Origin of the sequence: Streptomyces sp. NPDC001985, from assembly GCF_040296845.1 — a bacterium.
Lineage (GTDB): Bacteria > Actinomycetota > Actinomycetes > Streptomycetales > Streptomycetaceae > Streptomyces.
In genome coordinates this window covers 37,467-61,690 of sequence record NZ_JBEOYB010000019.1, presented here as the reverse complement: position 1 = coordinate 61,690, position 24,224 = coordinate 37,467, and the positions used below count along the sequence as shown (strand labels likewise).

Below are 24,224 nucleotides of genomic sequence, written 5' to 3'. Positions count from 1 at the left end.
GGAGCGGGAACGAGGCCGGGAGCCGCGGGGAGCCGGTGCGGGAGCGGGCGCGGAGCCGCGGGCCCTCAGCGACCCGGGCGGACGCTCAGATTGTCGATCTCGGCGTCGCGCGGCAGATCGATCGCGGTGATGATCGCGGTCGCCACCGACTCCGGGTCGATCCAGCGGGACACCTCGTACTCCCGGCCCTCCTGGGAGTGCACCTTGGCCTGCATGGGGCTCGCCGTGCGCCCAGGGAAGACCGAGGTGACCCGTACGCCGTTGCCGTGCTCCTCCTCGCGGAGGGAGTCGGCGAGGGCCTTGAGCCCGTGCTTGGAGGCCGCGTACGCGCTCCACTGGGCGTGGGCGGCCAGCCCGGCACCCGAGTTGACGAAGACCACATGGCCGCGGGCGGCCCGCAGCTGGGGCAGCATCAGCCGGGTCAGCTCGGCGGGGGCGATCAGATTGGTGTTGAGCTGCTGGTGCCAGGTCTTGGGCCGCAGATCGCCGACCGGGCCGAGGTCGACGACGCCCGCGATGTTGAGGAGGGAGTCCAGCCGGTCGGGCATCGGCTGGTGCGAGAAGGCCCAGGAGATCCGGTCGGGGTCGGCGAGGTCGGCGACGAGCGTACGGGCGCCGGGGTGGGCGGCGGCCAGCTCCTTCGCGCGGCCGGCGTCACGCGCCAGCAGAATCAGGTCGTCACCGCGCCCGTGGAGCCGGCGGGCGACAGCCGCGCCTATGCCGGAGCCCGCTCCGGTGATCAGATGTGTTGCCATGGGGCCATGGTCGCACTCCGGACACGGGCGGTCCTCCGCGCCGCCCGCCGGGCGCCGCCCTCACCGGATACCGGCCTGCTCCTCCAGGTGGGCGAGGGCCGCGACACCGTCCTCGGCGAAGAACACCAGTTCGGTGAGGGGCAGCGGAAGAAATCCCTCGTCCTCCATCCGCCGGAGCTGTTCCTTGAGCCCGTCGTAGAAACCCGCGGTGTTCAGCAGGACCACCGGCTTGGTGTGTTTGCCGTGCTTCTTCAGCTCCAGGATCTCGGTGGCCTCGTCCAGTGTTCCCATGCCGCCGACCATGACGACGATCGCGTCGGCCCTGGCGAGCAGCAGCGCCTTCCGCTCGGCCAGATCCCCGGCGACCACCAATTCATCGGCGTCCGCCCGGGCCACATGGGAGAGGAAATCGACGGACACCCCGACGAGCCGCCCGCCGCCCGCCCGCACCCCATCGGCGACGACCTTCATCAGACCGCTCTCGGAACCGCCCCAGACCAGGGTGTGACCCCCTTTGCCGAGCAGCGCCGCGAACTCCCGGGCGGGCCCGGTGTAGCGGTCGTCCAGATCGGCGGCGGAGAGAAAGACACAGATGTTCATGGAATCACCGTACGGGTCGTCGCTGACATCCGTGAACACTCCGCATGTCAGCGGGGGTTCGGCCCGTTCCGGCGGAAAAATCTTCCGGCCGGACGATGAGTTCGGGGAACGGCACCGGTCAGCACTGCCATGGACAATATGAGCCGGACGCTCAGCAAGGCGCGGTCGGGAGACGGCACGCTCATCGCGTACGAGCGGTGGGGTGAGGGGCCGCCCGTGGTGCTGGTCGGCGGGGCGCTCTGCACGGCGGCCACGGACGCGCCGCTCGCCGGGCTGCTCGCACCCCGTTTCGGTGTCGTCACCTACGACCGGCGCGGCCGGGCGGCGAGCGGGGACACCGCCCCCTACGCGGTGGAGCGGGAGATCGAGGACCTGGCGGCGGTGATCGAGGAGGTGGGCGGCAGCGCCTCGGTGCACGGTATGTCGTCGGGCGGCGCGCTCGCCCTGCGGGCCGCGGCGGCGGGTCTGCCGATCACCCAGCTCTCCGTCTACGAGCCGCCGTTCAATCCGGCGGTACGGGCCGGTCAGCGGCCCGCGACCGACCTCCCCGGAATGCGGCGGACGCTGGCCTCGGGCAGACGCTCGGAGGTGCTCGCGGCCTTCCTGGGCGAGGCGGGGATGCCCGGCGAGACGGTGGCCCGGATGCGCCACTCCCCCCTGTGGGCCGGGCTGGAGTCGGTGGCGCACACCCTTCCGTACGACCACGAGGTCATGGGCAACGGAGCGGTGCCCACCGGGCTGCTGCGCTCGGTCGGCGTCCGGGTCATGGTGGTCGACGGCGGCGCGAGCCCGCCGTGGACGCGCGAGGCGGCCCGGCTCACCGCCCAGGCCCTGCCGCGCGGCCGGCACCGCACCCTGACGGGACAGACCCACGAGGTGGCGCCGCATGTGCTGGCCCCCGTGGTGGAGGATTTCCTGGCGGCGTGAAGGGCCGGGGAGGGAGGAGAGGGGCTGGGGGCGGAGGGGGTGCCGCACCGTGTGCGGAAGGGGTACGGAGTGCGCGGCCCGGGCCCTCGTACCGCACGGGCCGTTCCCGTGCCACCGCCCTCACCGGAACGAGTGGTCTGTGGGGAAGGGGCGGCCGGGGCGGGCGGCGGGGTCGGCAAACTGTGCGCGCGAGCGAGGAGTTGCCCCATGGCCCCCAGGCACAGCCCCACCATCCGCCAGCGCCGGTTCGGCGCCGAACTGCGCAGGCTGCGCGAGAGCGCCGGGCTCTCCGCGCCCGTGGCGGCGGACCGCCTCGGGGCGGACCGCACGATGATCTCGAACATCGAGGCCGGACGATTCGGGATCAGCGAGGAGCGGCTGCGCCGGCTCGCGGGCATCTACGACTGCGGGGACGCCGGACTCGTCGACGCGCTGGCGGCGATGACCGGCGGTCGGGCGAAAGGGTGGTGGGACGAGTACCGCGGAAAGATCCCACCGGATTTCCTGGACGTCGCGGAACTGGAACACCACGCGTCGGCGCTCACCACGCTGCAGACCGCCCATATTCCCGGTCTGTTCCAGACGGAGGACCATGCCCGCGCGCTCTTCGGGCTCTTTGTCCCGGCGCTGCCCCGGCTGGAGATCGAATTGCGGATCGCGCACCGGCAGGCCCGGCACGAAGTGATCACCCGGACACCCGCGACCCCCTATGTGGGAATGATCCACGAGACGGCGCTCAGCATGTGTGTCGGAGGGCGCGCGGTGGCCAGGGCGCAGTTGGAACGGCTGCTGGAGGAGAGCGACCGGCCGAATGTCCGGCTGCTGGTCATCCCTTTCGCGACAGAGGGATTTCCGATGGCCGGGGACACGATGATGTACGCGTCGGCGGAGAATGCGCATCTGGACACCGTGGAAGTGGACTCGCCGATCGGGGCGGTCTTCTTCGACTCACCCACGCAATTGGCCAACTTCCGGAAACGCCTGGACGTCGTCGAGCGGGTCGCGTTGAATCCGGAGCGGTCGAGGGACCGCATCCTCGCCATCGCCGGGAGTCTCTAGCGCTTCTCAAGAGGTACCGCTTGTCCACGCTGAGCTGGTTCAAGTCCTCGTTCTCCGAGGCGTCCGGCAATGCCTGCATCGAGGTGGCGGCGGACGGCGGAGCGGGAATCGCCATCCGGGACAGCGGCTGTCCGGCACAGGTGATCACAGCGGGGCGCTCGGTCTTCGCCGTCTTCGTGACCTTCGCCGCGAGGGCCCCGGCCCCGGTGTCGGCACGGGCCGCTCCGGCACCGGTTCCGGCTCATGCTCCGGGGCCGGTTCCGGGGCCGGGGCCGGCGGTGCGCTCCGGGGCGCCCCGCCGGTGACCACGCCCGGGCCTCAGGCCACCGAGGCGGCCGAGGCGGCGGCCGGGGCCCTGCGGGTCGCGGAGATCGTCGCCGAGCCCACCACACGGGTGCCGTCGTAGAGCACGATCGCCTGGCCGGGGGCGACACCCCGGACCGGCTCGGCGAAGTCCACCAGCAGCTCGCCGCCGTCCAGCCGGGCCGTCACGGCGGTCTCCCCGCCGTGGGCGCGCAGCTGGGCCGTGTAGGCGCCGGGGCCCGCCGGGGCAGCGCCGCACCAGCGGGGCCTGATCGCGGTCAGGGAGACCACGTCCAGCGCCTCGACCGGTCCGACCGTCACGGTGTTGTTCACCGGTGAGATGTCCAGCACATAGCGGGGCTTTCCGTCGGGCGCGGGCCGGCCGATGCGCAGCCCCTTGCGCTGGCCGATGGTGAAGCCGAAGGCGCCCTCGTGGGTGCCGACCTTCGCCCCCGACTCGTCGAGGATGTCGCCCTCGGCCGCGCCGAGGCGGTTGGCGAGGAACCCCTGGGTGTCGCCGTCGGCGATGAAGCAGATGTCGTGGCTGTCCGGCTTCTTGGCGACTGCCAGACCGCGCCGCTCGGCCTCCGCGCGGATCTCGTCCTTGGTGGTGAGGGTGTCGCCGAGGGGGAACATCGCGTGGGCGAGCTGGCGCTCGTCCAGCACACCGAGGACGTACGACTGGTCCTTGGCCATGTCCTCGGCGCGGTGCAGCTCCCGGCCGCCGTCCTCGCGGAGCACGACCGTGGCGTAGTGGCCGGTGCAGACCGCGTCGAAGCCGAGGGCGAGGGCCTTGTCGAGCAGCGCGGCGAACTTGATCTTCTCGTTGCAGCGCAGACAGGGGTTGGGGGTGCGCCCGGCCTCGTACTCCGCGACGAAGTCGTCGACCACGTCCTCGCGGAAGCGTTCGGCGAGGTCCCACACATAGAAGGGGATGCCGATCACGTCGGCGGCCCGGCGGGCGTCGCGCGAGTCCTCGATGGTGCAGCAGCCGCGCGCACCCGTGCGGAAGGACTGCGGGTTCGCGGAGAGCGCGAGGTGCACACCGGTCACATCGTGTCCGGCCTCGGCGGCGCGGGCGGCGGCGACGGCGGAGTCCACTCCGCCCGACATGGCGGCGAGCACGCGCAGGGGGCGCGGGGAAGTCTGAGTCATAGCTCTACCAGGGTAAGGGCCCGGGGAACCAGGAGCTCGCGCGTATGCGTTGAAGACGGCATGGGAAGCGATGCGAGAAGCAGTGCCGCCGGAGGCAGCGGCGGCGGCGGCCGGGCGAAGGGGGGCGGGCGGGGCAAGGGCGGGAGACCGCGGCTGGGCAGACGGGGTGTGCTGATCGGGGGCGCGGCCGTGGTGGCGGGCGCCGGGGCGCTCGCGTGGGATGAGCTGGAGCGGCTGTGGTGGCGGGTGCCGGGGATGGCGAAGCCGCGCAAGGAGGGTGAGCTGGACCACGCGGACGCGGAGTGGACGGCGGCGTCGACGGCGAACTGGCGGCTGGCGGACCGCCCCGACGACTTCACGATCGACCGGGTGATCATCCATGTGGTGCAGGGGAGCTACCCCACGGCGCTGCGGGTCTTCAAGAACCCGGGGCACGGCGCGGCGACCCACTACGTGGTGCGCAAGGACGGGCATGTGGCACAGATGATCCGTGAGCTGGATGTGGCCTTCCACGCGGGGAACCGCTCGTTCAACGAGCGCAGTATCGGGATAGAGCACGAGGGGTTCGTGGACCGGCCGCGGGATTTCACGGCCGCGATGTACGAGGGGTCGGCGCGGCTCACCGCGGGGATATGCGTGCGGTACGGGCTGCCGGTGGACCGGGAGCACATCATCGGGCATGTGGAGGTGCCGGGGACGGACCACACGGACCCCGGGCCGCACTGGGACTGGGACCGCTACATGAAGCTGGTCCGGGCGGCGATGCCGTCGGCGCGGGCCGCCGCCGGGTAGCCCGCCGGGTGGCCGGCCCGGGCGGGGCCGGTCAGCTCAGTCCGGCGGTGCGGGCGCGGGCCACGGCCGGTCCGATCGCCTCGGCGACCGCCGCGACATCCGCCTTGGTGGAGGTGTGGCCGAGGCTGAAGCGGAGGGTGCCGCGCGCGAGGTCCGGGGGGGTGCCGGTGGCGAGGAGTACGTGGCTGGGCTGGGCGACCCCGGCCGTGCAGGCCGAGCCGGTGGAGCACTCGATGCCCTGGGCGTCCAGGAGGAGGAGCAGGGAGTCGCCCTCGCAGCCGGGGAAGGTGAAGTGGGCGTTGGCGGGGAGGCGGTCGTCGGGGTCGCCGCCGAGGATCGCGTCGGGGACGGCCGCGCGGACGGCGCGGATCAGTTCGTCGCGGAGGGAGCCGACGTCGTGGGCGTACCGCGCGCGGCGCTCGGCGGCGAGCCTGCCGGCGACCGCGAAGGCGGCGATGGCGGGGGCGTCGAGGGTGCCGGAGCGCACATGGCGCTCCTGGCCGCCGCCGTGCAGCACCGGTACGGGGGTGTACTCCCGGCCCAGCAGCAGGGCGCCGGTGCCGTAGGGGCCGCCGATCTTGTGGCCGGAGACGGTCATGGCGGCGAGGCCGGAGGCGGCGAAGCCGAGTTCGAGCTGGCCGAAGGCCTGGACGGCGTCGGAGTGCAGGGGGATGTGGAACTCGTGGGCGACGGCGGCGAGTTCGGTGATCGGCATGACCGTGCCGATCTCGTTGTTGGCCCACATCACGGTGGCGAGCGCCACATCGTCCGGGTTGCGCTCGATCGCCTCGCGGAGGGCTTCGGGGTGGACCCGGCCGTAGGGGTCGACCGGCAGGTACTCGACGGTCGCGCCCTCGTGCTCGCCGAGCCACTCGACGGCGTCGAGGACGGCGTGGTGCTCGACGGGGCTGGAGAGGACGCGGGTTCTGGCGGGGTCGGCGTCGCGGCGCTGCCAGTAGAGGCCCTTGACGGCGAGGTTGTCGGCCTCGGTGCCGCCGGAGGTGAAGACCACCTCGCTGGGCCGGGCGCCGAGGGCCTCGGCGAGGGTTTCCCGGGCCTCCTCGACGGTCCGCCGGGCGCGCCGCCCGGCGGCGTGCAGGGCGGAGGCGTTGCCGGTGGTGGTGAGCTGCGCGGTCATTGCCTCGACGGCCTCCGGCAGCATGGGAGTGGTCGCAGCGTGGTCGAGGTAAGCCATGGTGCCCCAATCCTAACGAGCCCCTCGGCCCCGGGGGCCCGTGCGGTGCGGCCGCCGGCCGCGGGGGGTCGTCCTCAATCGCCGGACGGGCTGGAAATGCCCGGGGCGCCCGTCGCACGAGGGTTGTCCTCGCCGGACCGGCCGGAATTGCTCGGGTGACCCGTGGCACAGGGTCCGTCCTCAAACGCCGGACGGGCTGGAAATGCCCGGGGCGCCCGCCACACGAGGCTTGTCCTCGCCCGACCGGCCGGAATTGCTCGGGCCACCCGTGGCACAGGGTCCGTCCTCAAACGCCGGACGGGCTGGAGATGCCCCGGCCGTCCTCGTCCGCCGGACGGAAATGTTCGGGCCGTCCTCGTCCGGCCGGGCGGAAATGTTCGGGCCGTCCTCGTCCGGCCGGGCGGGGGGCGCTTGGGCTACTCGTAGAGAGCCGATATCGCTGCCGCCTCGCGGGCGAGGTCCTCGCGGGCCGCGGGCGGGGTGAGGACCTCGACACTCGCGCCGAAGGCGAGCAGCGAGCGCACCGCCCTCAGCGGTGAGAACCCCAGCTCCACCCGGAACCACTCCCCGCCCTCCTCCACCGGCCCACCCCTCAGCCGCCCGAGATGCAGCCGCAGAAAGAGATCCAGGCGGTCCGCCCTGACCCGGGCGGTCACCGGGGACTCCTCCGGAGGGTCCTCGATCCGGCTGCGCAGGGTCCGCCAGATGTCCGCGAGTTCCAGCCCGGCCCGCCGGCGCGCCGGCTCGTCCACGACATGCGCGGCGTCCACCCGGTCCGCCCGGAAGAGCCGGGGCTCGCCCTCCTTGTCGGCGACCAGGTACCAGACCCCGGCCTTCACCACGAGGCCGTACGGGTCGACCAGATACTCCCGCGGCTCGCCCGCCCCGCCCCTGCGGTACCGCAGCCACAGCCTGCGGTCGGTGAAGACCGCGCTGTTGAGGGCGTCCAGGTCGACGGCCGCCCCGGGCCGCCGGGTGAGCCAGCGCTCGGGGTCGACCAGAATCCGCCGGCTCGTCAGCTCGGCCGCCGGCCGGTGCGGCTCGGGCAGCGCCGCCATGACCTTGCGGAGCGCGGACCCGAGCGCCCGGTCCAGGCCGAGCGCCGAGTGCGCGCCCCGGGACGCGAGGACGAACAGGGCCCGGGACTCGTCCTCGGTGAGCCCGGTGACATCGGTCCGGAACCCGGGCAGCAGGGTGATCCCGCCGTACCGCCCGCGCTCGGCGTAGACCGGGACCCCGGCGGCGGAGAGCGCCTCGACATCGCGGTAGATGGTGCGCACGGAGACCTCCAGGCGCTCCGCGAGTTCGGCGGCGCGCACCAGCCCCCGGGTCTGGAGGAGGAGCAGGATCGACAGGAGCCGGTCGGATTTCACGGGCTCGATCCTCCCGCCCCGAGGTGACGGGCGGTGGCGGGTTTCCCGTGGAGAGTGCGGATCGTCACAGCGCGGACGGCCACCGGGAGACGGACTGGACGAACGCGGCGCCGCCCGCTTCCCGGAGCCGGTGAGGACCGTGTGGCCGGGGCCCGTGCCCTCAGCCCGGCAGCCGTCCCAGCCGGGCCGCCAGCTCCGCGATCCTGGCCCGCCAGGCGTCGAGGGCGGCCTCGGGGGCGGCCGTGGGCGGCCCGGTCTGGGTGAGGATCAGCCGGGCGCCGTGGCCCGTGCCGCCGGTGAGCCGCCAGCGGACCTCGCCCGGCGGGGTTCGGGCGTAGGCGAGCAGCCCGGGCGGGCGCAGTGCGGTGATCCGGCCGGGCGGGCTCGCGGGGGTGGTGAATCCGCGCGGGACGGGCCCGCCGAGCAGCGGGGTCGAGCCCGCCGCCAGCTCGGCCCAGACCGTCCGGGCCGGGCGCACGAGCTGGCGCTCGAAGCGGATGCGCCAGCCGTCGCCGGTGGTCTCGACGGTGCCCTGGTCGAGGCCGAAGCGGGCGATGTACTCCTCGTGCAGGGTGCCGCCGGTGTCCCGCTCGGCGCTGATCTCCGCCCCGTCGAGCAGCTGTCCCAGGGCGGTGACGCAGAGCTGCCACCCGGCGGCGAAGCTCGCCGCGCCGAACCGGTCGCCGAAGGTGTGCGCCAGGGTGAGGAGGGAGCCGTCGCCGTCGGGGGCGATCTCCCAGCGCAGCCGGTCCTCGCCCCAGGTGTACGCGAAGAGGCGCGGCTCCTCGGCGTCGGTGACCGTACCGGTGGTCTCGGGCTCTCCCCCGCCGGGGAAGAGGAAGCCGATCCTGCCGCCGGGGTGCGGCTCCACCCGCACCTCGGCGGGGAACCAGCGGGCGAGCAGCCCGGGCCGGGTGACCGCCTCCCAGACCCGCTGGGGCGGGTGCGCGAGACGGCGCTCCATCCGCAGGGTGGTCCGGCCGTCGACGGTGGTGAGGGTGTCGGGGTGGTGGGTGGTCATGGGGCAGCCGTCCTCCGTCGAGGCCCCCCGGTCGCGGGTCCTCCCGGTCGCGGGTCGCCGGCCGTCGCGGGTCGCCGGCCTGTCACGGGCCCCCGGTCGCAGTCTGCGGCAGTCCCGGGACCCCTGCACCCCGGCCCGGCCCGGCCACCCGGGCCCGCGGGCGGACGGTGACCGGCCCTCGCGGCCTCATTGCCCGCCCGGCACCTTCGCGAGCTGGCGCGACTGCGCCACCAGCCGGTCGCGGCTGTCCCAGACCTCCGCGTCCTCCTCCAGGAAGCCGCCCGCCACGTTCCGGGTGGTGATCGCGACCCGGAGCGGGCCCGGAGCGGGCCGGCAGCGGATGTGGGTGGTCAGCTCGATGGTCGGGGTCCAGCCCTGGATGCCCAGCTCGAAGGCGGTCGGCGGGAGGGCGTCCACGGTGAGCAGCAGGGAGAGCGGATCGGCGTCCCGCCCGTCGGCGAGCCCGAACCAGCCGCGCATCTCCCCCTTGCCGGAGGGCGCGCCGAGGGCCCAGCCGACGGTCGCGGGGTCCAGCCGGAGGCTCAGCCGGTCCAGGATGGCGGTGCTGCCGGGGAGCACCGGCTGCGGCGCGTCGTCGGTGCCGGGGCACTGCTCGTACGGCGGGATGGGCGGCGGGGTCGCCGATGTGCCCACGTCCGGGGTGAGCAGCTCCAGGTCGCCGTAGGTGGCGAGCACCCGGATGCGCTCGACCTCGGTGCCGTCCTCCTCGTACTGGACGAGGGAGGCCTGTCCGGTGGAGAGGGTGCGGCCGGTCCGGACGGTCTCGGTGCGGATCACGGCGGGGCCGGGCCGGGAGGCGCTCAGATAGTGCGCCGAGACGGTGAAGGGGTCGGGGTGCGGGAGGGTGTCGCTCAGCGCCCGGCCGAGGAGGGCGAGCAGATAGCCGCCGTTGACGGCGCGGAGGATCGTCCAGCCCGCCGAGAGCTCGGCGTCGTAGACGCCGGGTGCGCGCCGGGTGACGGCGGTGTCGCGGTCGAACTCGCTGTCCCCGATGGATGCCTGAACTGCCTGTGCCATGGCAGCACCGTACAAGAATGACCCTACTGAGCGGTAGCTTTTTCCGGGAGGATCTCCCCCTCACTGACCGTCGTCCGCCATCGCCGAGCGGCGGTTCCAGGCGCGCGGCGCCCGCCAGTGGTACCGGATCGCGAGCAGCCGCAGGGTGAGCGCGGTCATCACGGCGAGCCCGCTGGTCAGCGCGTTCAGGGCGTCGAAGCGGATACAGAGCGCGGTGATCACCGCGCCGACGATCGCGGGTACGGCGTAGAGGTCGCGGTCCCAGCGCAGCAGCGAGGGGACCTCATTGGCCAGGACATCGCGGAGCACCCCGCCGCCGACCGCCGTCGCGAGCCCCAGCACCGCCGAGAAGGTCAGGCCGAGGCCGTACTCGTACGCCTTGACCGTCCCCGTCACACAGAACAGCCCGAGCCCGGCCGCGTCGAAGACATTGACGCCCGTCTGGATGCGCTCCACATGGGGGTGGAGGAAGAAGACGAGGGCGGTGGCCACCAGGGGCATCAGAAAGTACCCGAGGTCGGTGAAGGCGGCCGGGGGCACGGCCCCGATGATCAGGTCGCGGAAGAGCCCTCCGCCCAGCGCGGTCACCTCGGCGAGCACCGCGATGCCGAAGACATCGAAGTTCTTGCGTACGGCGAGGAGCGCGCCGGAGATCGCGAAGACGAAGATCCCGGCGAGGTCGAGCGCGTGCTGGACGGAGGGGGTGAAGAATTCTTGGAGCACCGCACGATTGTGCCGGGTGCCGGGAGCGCTTCCGGCCCACCCGCTCCCGACCCGCCCGGCAGCCCGCAGGTCCCGGCCCGGTGGCTCCCGGCGACTCCCGGTGACTTCTGGTGACCGCCCGGCCCGGTGGCTCTACTCCGCCGCCGTGCCCGGCTCCCCGGCTCCGCCCTTCACACCCTCCGTGATCTGCGCGCCCTCCGCGCCTTCTGTGTTCTCAGCGGTCGCGGCGTTCGCCGCGTTCGCGGTGCTCTCAGCGTTCTCCGGGTGGTGGCAGGCCACCTGCCGGTCCGGCCCCAGCGCGATCAGCGGCGGCTCCTTCTCCTCGCAGACCGCGGTCGCCTTCCAGCAGCGGGTGTGGAACCGGCACCCGGGCGGCGGCGCGATCGGTGACGGCACATCGCCCTTCAGCAGAATCCGCTCGCTCCGCACCCCGCGCCGCCGGGGGTCGGGCACGGGCACGGCGGAGAGCAGGGCCTTGGTGTAGGGGTGCATCGGCGACTCGTACAGCGAGGCCCGGTCCGCCAGCTCCACGATCTTGCCGAGGTACATCACCGCGATCCGGTCCGAGACATGGCGGATCACCGAGAGGTCATGGGCGATGATCACATAGGTGAGCCCCAGCTCGTCCTGGAGGTCGTCCAGCAGATTGACCACCTGCGCCTGGATGGAGACATCGAGCGCCGAGACCGGCTCGTCCGCCACCACCAGCTTCGGCTTGAGGGCGAGCGCGCGGGCGATGCCGATGCGCTGGCGCTGGCCGCCGGAGAACTCGTGCGGATAGCGGTTGAAGTGCTCGGGGTTGAGACCGACCAGCTCCAGCAGCCGCTGGACCTCCTTCTTGATCCCGCCCTCGGGCCTGATGCCCTGGAGCCGGAACGGCGCCGAGACGATGGTGCCGATGGTGTGCCGGGGGTTCAGCGAGGAGTACGGGTCCTGGAAGATCATCTGGACGTCGCGGCGCAGCGGGCGCATCGCCCCCACCCCGAGATGGGTGATGTCGTGGCCCTGGAACTCGATCTTCCCGGCGGAGGGTTCGAGGAGCCGGGTGATCAGCCGGCCCATGGTCGACTTCCCGCAGCCGGACTCGCCCACCACGCCGAGGGTCTCCCCGGGCCGGACGTCGAAGGTCAGCCCGTCGACCGCCTGGACGGCGCCGGTCTGCCGCCGCAGCATCCCCTTGCGGATGGGGAAGTGCTTGACCAGCCCCTCGACCTTCAGCAGCGCGTCGGGAGCCGCCGCCGGGACGCCGGCCTGTCCGGGAATCTTCACAGTCTCACTCACAGCTTGGGCGCAATCTCTTCGGTCCAGATCCGCGTCCGCGTCTCCGGTGCCATGTGGCAGGCGGAGAAGTGCGCGCCGCCGACCGTCCGGAGGTCCGGGCGGACGGTACGGGTCACATCCTTCTCCGGCACGTCGGCGTACGGGCACCGCGGATTGAAGGCACAGCCGTCGGGGATGTTGATCAGGCTGGGCGGGGAGCCCTTGACCGGGATGAGCCGCTCGGTCTGGTCGCGGTCGATACGGGGCATCGAGCCGAGCAGACCCCAGGTGTAGGGGTGCTGCGGCTCGTAGAAGACCTTCTCGGCCGGGCCGCGCTCCACGCACCGGCCGCCGTACATCACCAGGATGTCGTCGGCGAGTTCGGCGACCACCCCCAGATCGTGGGTGATGACGATGACGGCGGAGCCGAACTCCTTCTGGAGGTCGCGGATCAGATCGAGGATCTGGGCCTGGACGGTGACGTCCAGGGCGGTCGTCGGCTCGTCGGCGATCAGCAGCTCGGGGTTGTTCACCAGCGCCATCGCGATCATCGCGCGCTGGCGCATCCCGCCGGAGAACTCGTGCGGATAGTTGTCCACCCGCTTGTCCGGCTGGGGGATGCCCACCCGGTCGAGCATCTCGACGGCCCGCTTGCGCGCGGTCTTCTTGTCGACGTCGTGGTGGACCCGGTACGCCTCCACGATCTGCCGGCCGATCGTGTAGTACGGATGGAGCGCGGAGAGCGGGTCCTGGAAGATCATCGCCATGTCCCGGCCCCGGAGCCTGCGCACCCGGTCGGGGTCGGCGCCGAGCAGCTCCTGCCCGTCGAGCCAGACCTCACCGGAGATCCGCGCCTTGCGGCGGCCGTACTGCCCGGCGGTGTGCAGGCCCATGATGCCCAGCGAGGTGACGGATTTGCCGGAGCCGGACTCGCCGACGATGCCGAGGGTCCTGCCCTTCTCCAGCTGGAAGCTGAGCCCGTCGACGGACTTCACCAGACCGTCGTCGGTCGGGAAGTGCACCCGCAGATCGCGGACTTCGAGGAAGGCGGTCGGGGCGGCCGAGCCCGCGAGGGCGACCTCGCCGGCGGCCAGTCCGGACGGACCCGGTGCGCCGGCCGGGCCGGACGCGCCGGGGTCGGCGGACGCGCCGGGGTCGGTGGGGTCGGCGGACGCACCGGGCTCGGTGGGGTCGGTGGGGTCGGTGGTGCCGAGGTTGGTCATCCGAGCCTCACTCGCGGGTCGACAACGGCGTACAGCAGGTCCACGAGGAGGTTCGCGACACAGATGAAGAGCGCCGCGAAGAGGGTCACGCCGAGGATCAGCGGAAGGTCCTTGGTGTTGATGGACTCGATCGCGAGCCGTCCGAGGCCGGGAAGGTTGTAGGTGGACTCGGTGAGCACGGCGCCTCCGAGCAGGGCCCCGAGGTCCAGTCCCAGCAGGGTCAGCACCGGCGTCCAGGTGGAGCGCATCGCGTGCCGGCCGATGACGACCCGTTCGGTGAGGCCCTTGGCGCGGGCGGTGCGGATGTAGTCCTCACCCATGATCTCCAGCATGGTGGCGCGGGTGAGCCGCGCGTACATCGCCGCGTACAGGAAGGCGAGGGTGATCCACGGCAGCACCAGCGTCTGGAACCACTGGGCGAAGTCCTCCTCCAGCGGCGCGTACTCACCGCTGACCCAGTCGAGCTGGTAGCTGAAGACCGCCAGCGAGAGCAGGCCGGTGAAGTAGATGGGGAGCGAGACGCCGGCCAGGGCGACGGTCATGGCGGCCCGGTCCCACACCGTGCCCCGGCGGAGCGCCGAGACCACTCCGGCCGCGACTCCGCCGCCCACCCAGAGGAGACAGGCCCCCGCGGCGAGCGACAGGGTGACCGGGATCGCCTCGGTGAGCTGGGGCCACACATCCTGCTCGGTGCGGAAGGAGTAGCCGAAGCAGGGGGCCGGGCACTTGGTGACATCGGCGCCGTTGGCGTACTCCCGGCCGGCGAACAGGCCCTGGACGAAGTTCCAGAACTGCACCAGCACCGGATCGGCGAGGCCGAGCTTCTGCCGGATGCCCTCGATCGCGGCCTCGTCGGTCTGCTTCCCGGCGAAGAGATACGCCGGATCGGTGCCGGCCCACTTGGGCAGCACGAAGAAGATGCAGAAGGTCGTCAGGGTCACGACCAACAACATCATGGCGACGGCGAACAAGCGCCGGATGACATAAGCAAGCACTGTGCGCGGCCCGGCGGTGGCCCGGGGAACCCCTCATCGGGGTTCCCCGGGCCACCGCCCGAGGCCATCACCTGCCCTTCGGGACTGGCGGGGTGGGCGATGGTGGGAGGTGACTCGTCACCAGGGGCGGTCGGCCCGCCGGCTGGCAGCCGGTGACTTCTACTTGACGACGCCGAGCGAGACGTAGTCGTACCGGCCGTTGTACGCCGCCGAGGAGTAGGCGTTCGTCAGCCGCGAGCTGCGCCAGGTGAAGTTCTTCTCGTAGATGAACGGCATCATCACGGCGAGGTCCGCGACGGCGTGGTTCATCTCCTTGTAGATCTCACCGGCCTTGTCCGGGTCGGTCTCCTTGAGCGCGTCGTCGAAGAGCTTGTTGATCTTCGGGTCGTTGGTCTCGGAGATGTTGTAGTTGCCGTTGGGGACGATGAAGCGGCCGTCCACGATCGGCTGCGAGAAGCCCTGGCCGGTCGGGAAGTCGGGACCCCAGCCGATCATGACCAGACCCAGACCGCGCTTCTTGACCACCGCGGGCGAGCCGGTGATGCTGGCGGACTCGGCGCCGTCCAACGTCTCGACCTGGGCGTTGATGCCGACGGCCTTCAGCGACTCCTGGAGCGCCTCGGCGGTCTGGACCTCGCCCGGGTTGTTGGTGCGGGCGGTGATGTTGGTGGAGAAGCCGTCGGGCTTGCCACAGGCCTTCAGCGCGGCCTTCGCCTTGGCGATGTCCGGCTTGCCCTCACGGGCGAGGATGCCGAAGGGGTCGTAGTCGGAGGAGCCCTTGATGGACTTCGGCAGCATATTGGTGGCGATGTCGCCACCCGCGTCCGGGCCGCCGCGCACGGTCTGCATCGACTTGTAGTCGGCCGCGTAGATCACGGCCTTGCGGCACTCGATGTTGTCGAACGGCGCCACCTTGCTGGCGATGTTGACGTACCGGATGAAGCTGGTCTCGATGTTGTCGACGTTGTCCTTGTGCTGCTTGAGCGCCTTGGTGCGACCCGCCTGCGACATTCCGGTGGCGTTGAGGTCGATGTCGTACTCGCCCTTGATCAGCAGCTCGTCGATCGCCTCGATGTTGGAGTTGATCGTGACGGTGACCTTGTCGGGCAGCGCGGCCCGGATGGGGTCGGACGCCTTCTGCCACTTGTCGTTGCGGACGAGGACGGCACCCTTCTTCGGGGTGTACGACTCGAACTTGTACGGGCCCGAGGAGAACGGCTTGAGCTGGTACTTGCCGCCCGTGTCCTTCTCCTTCTTCACCGGGGAGCCGGTCGGCATGGCGAGCATCTGCTCGAAGTCGCCGTTGGCGGTGGCGAGGTTGAAGACGATCGTCTTGTCGTTCGGGGTCTGGATCGCCTTCAGACCGAGCTTGTCGGCGCTCTTGTCCTTGTAGGGGCCCTTGTACTCGCCCTTGGGGTCCAGGACCTGGCGCAGATAGGCGGGGCCGCCGGTGATGACATCGGTGGCCCAGCTGCGCTGGATGCCGTACTTGATGTCCTGGGCGGTGATCGGCGTGCCGTCCTCCCAGGTGATGCCGTCGCGCAGCTCGTAGGTGTAGGTCTTGCCGTCGTTGGAGACGACACCCTTGGCCTTGGCGAGGTCGGGCACCAGCTCGGCGCCCGCCGGGCCCGGCTTGGGGGCGTACGAGATCAGCTGGCGGGCGTAGAAGCGGGAGAAGTCCCAGGACATGCCGTAGTACTGGCGCTGCGGGTCGGTGGAGTCGAAGTCCTGCTTGCCGATGAACTTCAGCGTGCCGCCCTTCTTGGCGGACTGGTTGGCGACGCCCTTCACCGCGGCGTTGTAGCCGGCGCCCTTGCCGTCGCCCCCCTCCTTGCCGCCGCCACCGCCGCCGCACGCCGCGGTGGCCGTGAGGGCGGCCACGACGAGCGCCGCTCCGGCGATGCGCCTGGTCCTCGACGAACGTTGGGGTGTCATTGTTCCTGCAACCTCCGGGGTAGCGCGGTTCCCGTGGAGCCGGGGACCATCGGGTGCCGCCTGGCCTGCTGTGGCAGGGGCGCGTTCAGTTGTGGGTCGGTCGGTGGTGCTCGGGCGCGGATCGGCGGTGCTCGGGCGCGGCCCGGGGGTCCTCGGGCGCGGCCCGGGGGTTCTCACCGGGTGCCCTTGGGGTCGAGCGCGTCGCGCACGCCGTCGCCGAAGAGGTTGAAGGCCAGCACCGTCACGAAGATCGCGAGCCCGGGGACGACCATGAAGGTCGGATTGGACTCATAGGTGTCCACCGCGGTGGAGAGCATCTGGCCCCAGGAGGCGGTGGGCGGCCGGACCCCCGCGCCGAGGAAGCTGAGCGCGGCCTCGGTGAGGATGTTGGTGGGGATCATCAGCGTGGTGTAGACGGTGATCGGGGCGACCAGGTTGGGCAGCAGCTCCTTGAAGAGCACATAGCGCTGGCCGGCGCCGAGGCTGCGGGCGGCCTCGACGTATTCCTTCTCGCGCAGGGAGAGGGTCTGACCCCGGACGATGCGTCCGACGTAGGGCCAGCCGAAGAAGCCGATCACCAGGACCAGGATGGTGATGCGGACATTGCTGCCGGTCATGCCCAGCAGGTCGTTGGGGAGGACCGAGACCAGCGAGATGATGAAGAGAAGCTGCGGGAAGGCCAGCAGCATGTCCATCACCCGGCTGATGGCGGAGTCGACCCAGCCGCCGAAGTAGCCGGCGATGATCCCGAGGACGGTGCCCAGCACCACGGCCACCACGGCCGCGAGGAAGGCGACCAGCAGCGAGATCCGCGCCCCGTAGACGACCCGGCTGAAGACATCGCGCCCGTTGTTGGGTTCGACGCCCAGCAGGTGCTCGGAGCTGATGCCGCCGTAGGAGCCGATGGGGGTGCCGAAGAGCGGGTCGATCTTGTCCTGGTGGAACTGGTTGGGCGGATGGCCCAGCAGGCTGACGATCAGGGGGGCGAAGACCGCGACGACGACGAGGAGGAGCACGACGACACCGCCGGCGAGCGCGAGCTTGTCCCGCTTGAGGCGGGCCCAGGCGATCTGCCGCAGCGACCGTCCCTCGACCGACGTGCCGGCTGCGGTCGCCGCGGCATCGACGGTCGCGGACTTCTCCGCGTCCACGCTGGTGTCGTGCAATGGTGCCGTCATCGTGGTGGGGACCCCTCTCGGCCGGAGGTATCCGGCCCGTACCCGCCGCTGAAGCGGCTTCTCTCACAACATCGGGTGCACCAAGGCCACTTGATACGAGTACGTACCGGTGCGGCGCTCCGTACACGGGGGGAATCTTCCCTTGCTGCGGGAGTCTTCAATGGTCGTGCGACCAGCCGCCAGCCCCCTCGGTGAATGGTTGCTCAAACGTGATGCGCGTAGAGGGATTCCGTTATCCGGACGGCGCCGTTGGCTGAGCGGGACGCCATCTTCCGTCTACTGATGGGTAGTTGACGGAATCGGAGGGAGGGGACCGACGGAACCGCCCTGGGATTCCATGGTGTTGAGCGGGACCGGGTGGTGAATTCACCGGAGGATGGGGGTGGGTACCGTGGAACGAAGGCGGGGTGGGGTGGGTGGCGTCCGCTGAAACGAGCGAGCCCCGAACGCGTTTGCGTTCGGGGCGGGTTGGGTATCCGGCGGCCCCCGGAGTTCCGCGCGGGTGCCGCGATCGCGGGTGCCCCGGCGGCTGCCGGCCCCCGCGGTGATCACGGTGATTCCGGTGATTCCTGAGTGATCACGTGTGATCGAGGGGCCGGGCGGGGCCGGTGGGGCGGTGGGCCGGAGGGGCGGTGGATCAGCGGGGTGGGATCGGCGGAACGGGCGGGGCCGGCGGGTAGCCGTAGCCGGCGGCGGGGCGGTCGGGGGCGCCGTGCGCCTCCCGGTCGTAGAACGGACGGGCGTGGGCCCGCAGCCACATCGTCACCGGGTCGTACTCGTCCGACATCGCGACCGTCGACACCGGCAGCCCCTCGGGGACCGCCGCGATCGACTGCTGCATCATCGCCCGGGCCGCGTCCACCGATGGCCGGCCGGTGTCGTAGAGATCCAGCCCGATGACGAGATACGGGGCACCCAGCGCGGGCTGCACCCAGGCCCGGCGCAGCGATCTGACGGCCGGGGTGCGGTGGGCGTTCTGCGAGAGCAGGGCGTAGAAGTGCGGGATCTCGATGGCCGGCTCGGAGAGCCGCAGCGGACCGGCGGGCATCCGCTCCAGGCCCGTGGCGATCCGGCGCAGATCCGGCCAGGGGATGCCGACTCCACCGCCGGGAGCGTGCGGATTCAGCCAGATCCCCCAGCGCTCGGGGAAGAGGGTGCGGGCGATGTCGGCGCCCGAGACCCTCTCATGGGCCCGGTTCCAGCCGGAGACGGCCAGCTCCTGCGCGGAGGTGACACAGGGGGCGTACCCGGCGCCGTCGATCTCCATATTGCCGTACTGGGCGTCAGGAGAACCGGGCATACCGTGCCAGAGCAGCATCCAGACCTGGCCGGTGGCCGGGTCGGCGAGCGCCTTGAGCAGTGCCTCGTACGCGTCGTAGCGCCCGGGCGACACCTGGCGCAGCATGTGCTCGACCTGCCCGGCCGCAGCGGTGCCTGACGCGCTCACCCTGGTTCCGCCCCTCTCCGACTCCATGGGAACCAGCTTAATCGGCCGCCTTGACGCCGACTTGACGACCTTCGGGACTACGCGTGATCGCGCTGATAGAAGGGGCGCATCCGCGCCAGCATCCAGTCGGCGACGGGGTCCTGGGCCACATCGAGAAGGATGAGATTGACCGGCCAGGGCGTCTGGACCCGGCCGAGCGCCCGGCCGAGGGCGTCGAGCGCGGGGGTGCCGTCCGGGGAGTCGAGCTGGACGCCGACGAAGAGGGAGGGCGGACCGGCCTCCACGGAGGCGAGGGCGCGGCGCGCGGTGCGGACGGTCCCCGCCTCCTGGAACTCGCCGGCCGCCGCCGCCAGGAAGTCGACCGGCTCCTCCTGCCAGTCCGGCTCGAAGAGCCGCACCCGCCCGCCGGCGGGCGGGCCCTCCGGGTGCCGGCACAGCTCGGCGACGGCGGGCGGGGGCAGCGGGGCGCCGACCGCGCCGCCCGGGTTCACGGCGATGCCGAGCTGCGGGGGCAGGCCCCGGGCAAACTCGCGGGCGGGGGCGACGGTGAAGGACATATGGGGGCCGACGCAGCTCATGAACTGCTGCTCGGAGCTGAAGACGGGGACATAGGCGGCGCCGTCGATCTCCAGGGTGGGGAGGTCGAGGTCGCGGCTCTCCGGGGAGCCGCCGTTGGGGAGGGGGACCCAGAGGGGGCTGCGGCCGAGGACCTCCAGGAGGCGGGGGGTGGCGGAGGGGGTGTCGAGGGAGGCGGTGAGGGCCTCCTCCAGCTCGTTGGCCGGCCAGCCGGCGGTGTGCGGCTGTGCCTGATCCGGAATGGTCATGTCGCTGGCCCTCTCCCCCGGCTGCGCCGGTCGTCCCCACGGCTTTCCCCATGACCCTAATGCCGCCGGGCCCTCCCCTCGAACCCGCCGGGGCACGACATCCAGCCCCTCCGGCGGTGGAGAGCGGGAGTTCGGGGGCCGGCCCCCGACGGAGGCCCGCACCGTGCGGCCACCTGTCGCACAGGGTCCGTCCTCAAACTCCCCAGAGCTGCCTCTGGGAGGCACCCCGGACCGGCTGAGTCCGCTCGGGCACTCCGTGGCACAGGGCGGGCCGCTACGGTGAGGGCTCGAAGGTCAAGTGGGTCAGGGCCGTCGTCGCGTCGCGGTCCAGCAGAACCGCCGACGCGCACCCGGCGGGCAGCCTCCCCGCCTCCGCGTCGGCGATCAGACGCCCCACCCCCCTGCGGTGCCGCGCGAACGCGTACCCGGAGACCCCCCGCCCCCGCTCCCGCTGCCCCTGCCGCGCCACCTGCGGCGGCACATCCAGCAGCACCAGATGGAGTGCCGTCCCCCGGCTCCGGGCCCGCCGGGCCAGCCAGCGCCGCACCCACGCCTGCGTACCGCAGTCGTGCACCACCACACTCTCCCCGGAGCGCAGCGCCCGCCGCAGCCCGGCGTAGTGCGCGATACGGACGAGCGGGCGGTAGACCGCGTACGGCAGAAACCCCGGCGCACGCGCGTCCCACCGGTCCCGCGCGTCCTGCGAATCGATCCCCCGGCCCCGCGCGGCACGCCTGATCAGGGTGGATTTTCCGCTCCCCGGCAGCCCGGACACCACCACCACATCCCCGGCGGCGAACATCAGCCGCCGAGGGCTGCGCCCGGCGCGCCCCCGCAGATCCCGCAGGACCGGGACCGGCGCCCCCAGCCCGCCCCGGAGCCGCCGGGCCGCTACCGGCTGTGGCTGCGCGGGCACGCCCGCGGTCGCGGCGCAGGCACCACCGGAGTGCTGCAACGTCATCACACCCTCCCCCTCGTCAGGTCACCCACACACTTGCCCAAGAAGCGTAAAGAAATGGTAATGGGACACAACTGATTTGCTGTTGAGGCGCGTCCGTGAAGTGGCGCGCCTCCCCCTCGCGCCGTTCCCCGCGCCCGGCGCGGAACGAGCCCCGCCCCACCCCCCATCCGACCCCGATGCGTGCAATGATGTGGCCCCAAACTGCATACCGGCCGCTTGAATCCGCGCGGGAGAGTCCCGGTCACCTCGGTGCCGGGCGCCGAAGGAGCAAGTTCCTCCCTTGAATCTCTCAGGCCCCGTACCGCGTGCGATGAGGCAGATCTGAAAAGCGGGCCGCCGCCGTGCGGCTCCACCCAAGGTGCAAGTCACGACCATCCGTACGCGGGGTCGCGACGAACCTCTCAGGTTCCGATGACAGATGGGGAGGATTGTCCTCGTCCGCCATGCCTTGGGAGCTTTATCCATGAGTAATGCCCCCCGCCACACCGCGCTCGACGCCCTCCATCGCTCACTGGGCGCGACCATGACCGACTTCGCGGGCTGGGACATGCCCCTGCGGTACGGCAGTGAGCGCGACGAGCACCTGGCGGTCCGCACGCGGGCCGGTCTCTTCGACCTCTCCCACATGGGCGAGATCACCGTCACCGGCCCGGGCGCGGCCGCGCTGCTGGACTACGCCCTGGTGGGGAACATCGGCTCGGTGGGCGCCGGCCGCGCCCGCTACACCATGATCTGCCGCGAGGACGGCGGCATCCTGGACGACCTGATCGTCTACCGGCTCGGCGAGACCGAGTACATGGTCGTGGCCAACGCCGGCAACGCCCAGACCGTCCTGGACGCGATCACCGAACGCTCGGCCGGCTTCGACGCCGAGGTGCGCGACGACCGGGACGCCTACGCGCTGATCGCGGTGCAGGGCCCCGAGTCCCCCGGCATCCTGAAGTCGGTCACCGACGCCGATCTGGACGGACTGAAGTACTACGCGGGCCTGCCGGGCACCGTCGCCGGGGTTCCCGCGCTGATCGCCCGTACCGGCTACACCGGCGAGGACGGCTTCGAGCTGTTCGTCGAGCCCCGGTACGCGGAGCGGCTCTGGCAGGCGCTGACCGAGGCCGGCGCCCCCGCCGGACTGGTCCCCTGCGGACTCTCCTGCCGCGACACCCTGCGCCTGGAGGCGGGCATGCCGCTGTACGGGCATGAGCTGACCACCGCGCTCACCCCCTTCGACGCGGGTCTCGGCCGGGTCGTGAAGTTCGAGAAGGAAGGCGACTTCATCGGGCGGAAGGCTCTGACGGCCGCCGCCGAGCGCGCCGCGACCAGCCCGCCGCGCAAGCTGGTCGGGCTGATCGCCCAGGGCCGGCGGGTCCCCCGCGCGGGGTACGGAGTGGTGGCCGGCGGATCGGTGATCGGCGAGGTCACCTCCGGCGCGCCCTCCCCGACGCTGGGGAAGCCGATCGCCATCGCCTATGTGGACGCGGAGCACGCCGGGCCCGGCACCGAGGGCGTCGGGGTCGACATCCGCGGCACACACGAGCCGTACGAGGTCGTCGCGCTGCCCTTCTACAAGCGCGCGAAGTAGCGCCTTCCCCGCTCTTCCCCTCTTTCCCGCGCTTCGGCGGTGGCCCCGGCGTCACGCACCGTGACACGAGGCGGCGCCCGACGTGACCAGCGGCACTCCCCATCACCCCCCGTCCGTTCATCCCCCCTTCCCGCGTACAGGAGAATTCAGGTCATGAGCAACCCCCAGCAGCTGCGCTACAGCAAGGAGCACGAGTGGCTGTCGGACGCCGAGGACGGCGTGTCGACGGTCGGGATCACCGAGTTCGCGGCAGGCGCGCTCGGAGATGTCGTCTTCGCCCAGCTCCCCGAGGTGGGCGACACCGTGACCGCGGGCGAGACCTGCGGTGAGCTGGAGTCGACCAAGTCCGTCAGCGATCTGTACTCGCCCGTGTCCGGTGAGATCACCGAGGCGAACCAGAACGTGGTGGACGACCCCTCGCTGGTGAACAGTGCCCCCTTCGAGGGCGGCTGGCTGTTCAAGGTGCGCGTGAGCGAGGAGCCGAAGGATCTGCTCTCCGCCGACGAGTACACCGCCTTCTCCAGCAACTGACCACGACCACGACAGGGACCCGAGATGTCGCTTCTCAACACCCCTCTCCATGAGCTGGACCCCGATGTCGCCGCCGCCGTCGACGCCGAGCTCCACCGTCAGCAGTCCACCCTGGAAATGATCGCCTCGGAGAACTTCGCTCCGGTCGCGGTCATGGAGGCCCAGGGCTCGGTCCTCACCAACAAGTACGCCGAGGGCTACCCCGGGCGCCGCTACTACGGCGGCTGTGAGCACGTCGACGTGGTCGAGCAGATCGCGATCGACCGGGTGAAGGCGCTCTTCGGCGCCGAGCACGCCAATGTGCAGCCCCACTCGGGTGCCCAGGCGAACGCGGCGGCGATGTTCGCCCTGCTCAAGCCCGGCGACACCATCATGGGTCTGAACCTCGCGCACGGCGGGCACCTCACCCATGGCATGAAGATCAACTTCTCGGGCAAGCTCTACGACGTCGTCGCGTACCACGTGGACGAGGCCACCGGCCAGGTCGACATGGCCGAGGTCGAGAAGCTCGCCAAGGAGTCCCGTCCGAAGCTGATCGTGGCCGGCTGGTCCGCCTACCCGCGCCGGCTGGACTTCGCCGCCTTCCGCCGGATCGCGGACGAGGTCGGCGCCTATCTGATGGTCGACATGGCCCACTTCGCGGGCCTGGTCGCGGCGGGTCTGCACCCCAACCCGGTGCCGCACGCCCATGTCGTGACCACGACCACCCACAAGACGCTGGGCGGCCCCCGGGGCGGAGTGATCCTCTCGACCCAGGAGCTGGCCAAGAAGATCAACTCCGCGGTCTTCCCCGGTCAGCAGGGCGGCCCGCTGGAGCATGTCATCGCGGGCAAGGCGGTCTCCTTCAAGATCGCCGCGACCGAGGACTTCAAGGAGCGCCAGCAGCGCACCCTGGACGGCGCCCGTATCCTCGCCGAGCGCCTGGTGCGGGACGATGTCACGGAGCACGGTGTCTCCGTGCTCTCCGGCGGTACGGATGTCCACCTGGTCCTCGTCGACCTGCGCGAGTCCGAGCTGGACGGCCAGCAGGCCGAGGACCGCCTCCACGAGGTGGGCATCACGGTCAACCGCAACGCCGTCCCGAACGACCCGAGGCCCCCGATGGTCACCTCGGGCCTGCGGATCGGCACCCCGGCGCTGGCCACCCGCGGCTTCGGTGAGGACGACTTCCGCGAGGTCGCCGACATCATCGCCGAGGCGCTGAAGCCGTCGTACGACACCGAGGCGCTGAGCGCCCGCGTGTCCGCGCTGGCCGCGAAGCACCCGCTGTACCCGGGGCTGTAGGACCGAGGGGGCCGGCCCGCGACCCGGGCCGGCCCTCCACGGCGATTCCGGGGGCACCACGCACAC

The 24,224-nt window shown here is 71.8% G+C and carries 23 protein-coding genes and 1 riboswitch; of the genes, 7 read left to right on the top strand and 16 right to left on the bottom strand.

All coding sequences use genetic code 11. The annotated features are described in order from the left end of the window. Positions 1–65: 65 nt before the first annotated feature. Together ABT122_RS11310 and ABT122_RS11305 are read right to left on the bottom strand one after the other, a co-directional pair. Positions 66–755 carry an SDR family oxidoreductase gene (locus ABT122_RS11310; protein ID WP_351548821.1) on the bottom strand — a complete coding sequence of 230 codons (690 nt, stop codon included), beginning with the start codon at positions 753–755 and terminating at the stop codon, positions 66–68. A 60-nt stretch (positions 756–815) separates the two neighbouring features. Further along, the gene (locus tag ABT122_RS11305) at positions 816–1,355 is read right to left on the bottom strand and encodes an LOG family protein (protein WP_351548818.1); all 540 of its coding nucleotides are present in this window, start codon (positions 1,353–1,355) and stop codon (positions 816–818) included. A 129-nt stretch (positions 1,356–1,484) separates the two neighbouring features. On the opposite strand from ABT122_RS11305, the gene ABT122_RS11300 reads away from it, so the two are divergent. From ABT122_RS11300 to ABT122_RS11290, 3 genes are all read left to right on the top strand, one after another. Next, positions 1,485–2,282, top strand: coding sequence for an alpha/beta fold hydrolase (locus ABT122_RS11300; RefSeq protein ID WP_351548816.1), 798 nt, complete (start codon positions 1,485–1,487; stop codon positions 2,280–2,282). 207 nt (positions 2,283–2,489) lie between these two features. After that, positions 2,490–3,341 (top strand): helix-turn-helix domain-containing protein, encoded by an 852-nt coding sequence (locus ABT122_RS11295; RefSeq protein ID WP_351548813.1) that lies wholly within the window; start codon positions 2,490–2,492, stop codon positions 3,339–3,341. Between the two features lie 20 nt (positions 3,342–3,361). Further along, positions 3,362–3,646 carry a DUF397 domain-containing protein gene (locus ABT122_RS11290; RefSeq protein WP_351548810.1) on the top strand — a complete coding sequence of 95 codons (285 nt, stop codon included), beginning with the start codon at positions 3,362–3,364 and terminating at the stop codon, positions 3,644–3,646. Positions 3,647–3,659: 13 nt separating this feature from the next. Here ABT122_RS11290 and mnmA read toward each other — a convergent pair whose 3' ends face one another. Then, the gene (gene mnmA / locus ABT122_RS11285; protein WP_351548807.1) at positions 3,660–4,799 is read right to left on the bottom strand and encodes a tRNA 2-thiouridine(34) synthase MnmA; all 1,140 of its coding nucleotides are present in this window, start codon (positions 4,797–4,799) and stop codon (positions 3,660–3,662) included. A gap of 60 nt (positions 4,800–4,859) precedes the next feature. Between mnmA and ABT122_RS11280 the strand changes: the two genes are divergently transcribed. Continuing rightward, positions 4,860–5,591 (top strand): N-acetylmuramoyl-L-alanine amidase, encoded by a 732-nt coding sequence (locus ABT122_RS11280; protein WP_351548804.1) that lies wholly within the window; start codon positions 4,860–4,862, stop codon positions 5,589–5,591. A 31-nt stretch (positions 5,592–5,622) separates the two neighbouring features. On the opposite strand, the gene ABT122_RS11275 is transcribed toward ABT122_RS11280, so the two are convergent. From ABT122_RS11275 to ABT122_RS11215, 13 genes are all read right to left on the bottom strand, one after another. Next, on the bottom strand, positions 5,623–6,786 hold the full coding sequence (locus tag ABT122_RS11275) for a cysteine desulfurase family protein (protein WP_351548801.1): 1,164 nt from the start codon (positions 6,784–6,786) through the stop codon (positions 5,623–5,625). Positions 6,787–7,202: 416 nt separating this feature from the next. After that, positions 7,203–8,159: a helix-turn-helix transcriptional regulator gene (locus ABT122_RS11270; protein WP_351548798.1), complete on the bottom strand. Its 957-nt coding sequence runs from the start codon at positions 8,157–8,159 to the stop codon at positions 7,203–7,205. A gap of 160 nt (positions 8,160–8,319) precedes the next feature. Then, complete coding sequence (locus ABT122_RS11265) at positions 8,320–9,180, bottom strand: SRPBCC family protein (protein ID WP_351548795.1); 861 nt, start codon at positions 9,178–9,180, stop codon at positions 8,320–8,322. Between the two features lie 186 nt (positions 9,181–9,366). Further along, positions 9,367–10,218, bottom strand: a complete 852-nt coding sequence (locus tag ABT122_RS11260) for a thioesterase family protein (RefSeq protein WP_351548792.1) — start codon at positions 10,216–10,218, stop codon at positions 9,367–9,369. A 60-nt stretch (positions 10,219–10,278) separates the two neighbouring features. Continuing rightward, positions 10,279–10,941, bottom strand: a complete 663-nt coding sequence (locus tag ABT122_RS11255; protein WP_351548789.1) for a trimeric intracellular cation channel family protein — start codon at positions 10,939–10,941, stop codon at positions 10,279–10,281. 132 nt (positions 10,942–11,073) lie between these two features. Then, a complete protein-coding gene (locus tag ABT122_RS11250) occupies positions 11,074–12,222 on the bottom strand; it encodes an ABC transporter ATP-binding protein (RefSeq protein ID WP_351548787.1) in 1,149 nt (382 codons plus the stop codon). Continuing rightward, positions 12,219–13,424, bottom strand: coding sequence for an oligopeptide/dipeptide ABC transporter ATP-binding protein (locus tag ABT122_RS11245; protein ID WP_351548785.1), 1,206 nt, complete (start codon positions 13,422–13,424; stop codon positions 12,219–12,221). The genes ABT122_RS11250 and ABT122_RS11245 overlap by 4 nt, the downstream gene beginning before the upstream one ends. Then, entirely contained in the window at positions 13,421–14,419 is a 999-nt protein-coding gene (locus ABT122_RS11240; protein ID WP_351548783.1) for an ABC transporter permease, read from the bottom strand. The genes ABT122_RS11245 and ABT122_RS11240 overlap by 4 nt, the downstream gene beginning before the upstream one ends. Positions 14,420–14,578: 159 nt before the next feature. Further along, the gene (locus ABT122_RS11235; protein ID WP_351548781.1) at positions 14,579–16,354 is read right to left on the bottom strand and encodes an ABC transporter substrate-binding protein; all 1,776 of its coding nucleotides are present in this window, start codon (positions 16,352–16,354) and stop codon (positions 14,579–14,581) included. A 173-nt stretch (positions 16,355–16,527) separates the two neighbouring features. Further along, complete coding sequence (locus ABT122_RS11230) at positions 16,528–17,532, bottom strand: ABC transporter permease (RefSeq protein WP_351548778.1); 1,005 nt, start codon at positions 17,530–17,532, stop codon at positions 16,528–16,530. A gap of 637 nt (positions 17,533–18,169) precedes the next feature. Continuing rightward, positions 18,170–18,979 carry an enhanced serine sensitivity protein SseB C-terminal domain-containing protein gene (locus ABT122_RS11225; RefSeq protein ID WP_351548933.1) on the bottom strand — a complete coding sequence of 270 codons (810 nt, stop codon included), beginning with the start codon at positions 18,977–18,979 and terminating at the stop codon, positions 18,170–18,172. 77 nt (positions 18,980–19,056) lie between these two features. After that, on the bottom strand, positions 19,057–19,803 hold the full coding sequence (locus ABT122_RS11220; protein WP_351548775.1) for an enhanced serine sensitivity protein SseB: 747 nt from the start codon (positions 19,801–19,803) through the stop codon (positions 19,057–19,059). Positions 19,804–20,077: 274 nt separating this feature from the next. Next, positions 20,078–20,764, bottom strand: coding sequence for an AAA family ATPase (locus ABT122_RS11215; RefSeq protein ID WP_351548772.1), 687 nt, complete (start codon positions 20,762–20,764; stop codon positions 20,078–20,080). Between the two features lie 217 nt (positions 20,765–20,981). After that, a riboswitch (glycine riboswitch) is annotated at positions 20,982–21,078 on the top strand. Positions 21,079–21,227: 149 nt separating this feature from the next. Here ABT122_RS11215 and gcvT point away from each other — a divergent pair. The 3 genes from gcvT to glyA all read left to right on the top strand — a co-directional run bounded on the left by gcvT (position 21,228) and on the right by glyA (position 24,158). Beyond that, entirely contained in the window at positions 21,228–22,343 is a 1,116-nt protein-coding gene (gene gcvT / locus ABT122_RS11210; RefSeq protein WP_351548769.1) for a glycine cleavage system aminomethyltransferase GcvT, read from the top strand. Positions 22,344–22,496: 153 nt separating this feature from the next. Continuing rightward, a complete protein-coding gene (gcvH, locus tag ABT122_RS11205) occupies positions 22,497–22,874 on the top strand; it encodes a glycine cleavage system protein GcvH (protein ID WP_351548767.1) in 378 nt (125 codons plus the stop codon). Between the two features lie 24 nt (positions 22,875–22,898). Next, on the top strand, positions 22,899–24,158 hold the full coding sequence (glyA, locus tag ABT122_RS11200; protein ID WP_351548764.1) for a serine hydroxymethyltransferase: 1,260 nt from the start codon (positions 22,899–22,901) through the stop codon (positions 24,156–24,158). Positions 24,159–24,224 lie beyond the last annotated feature (66 nt).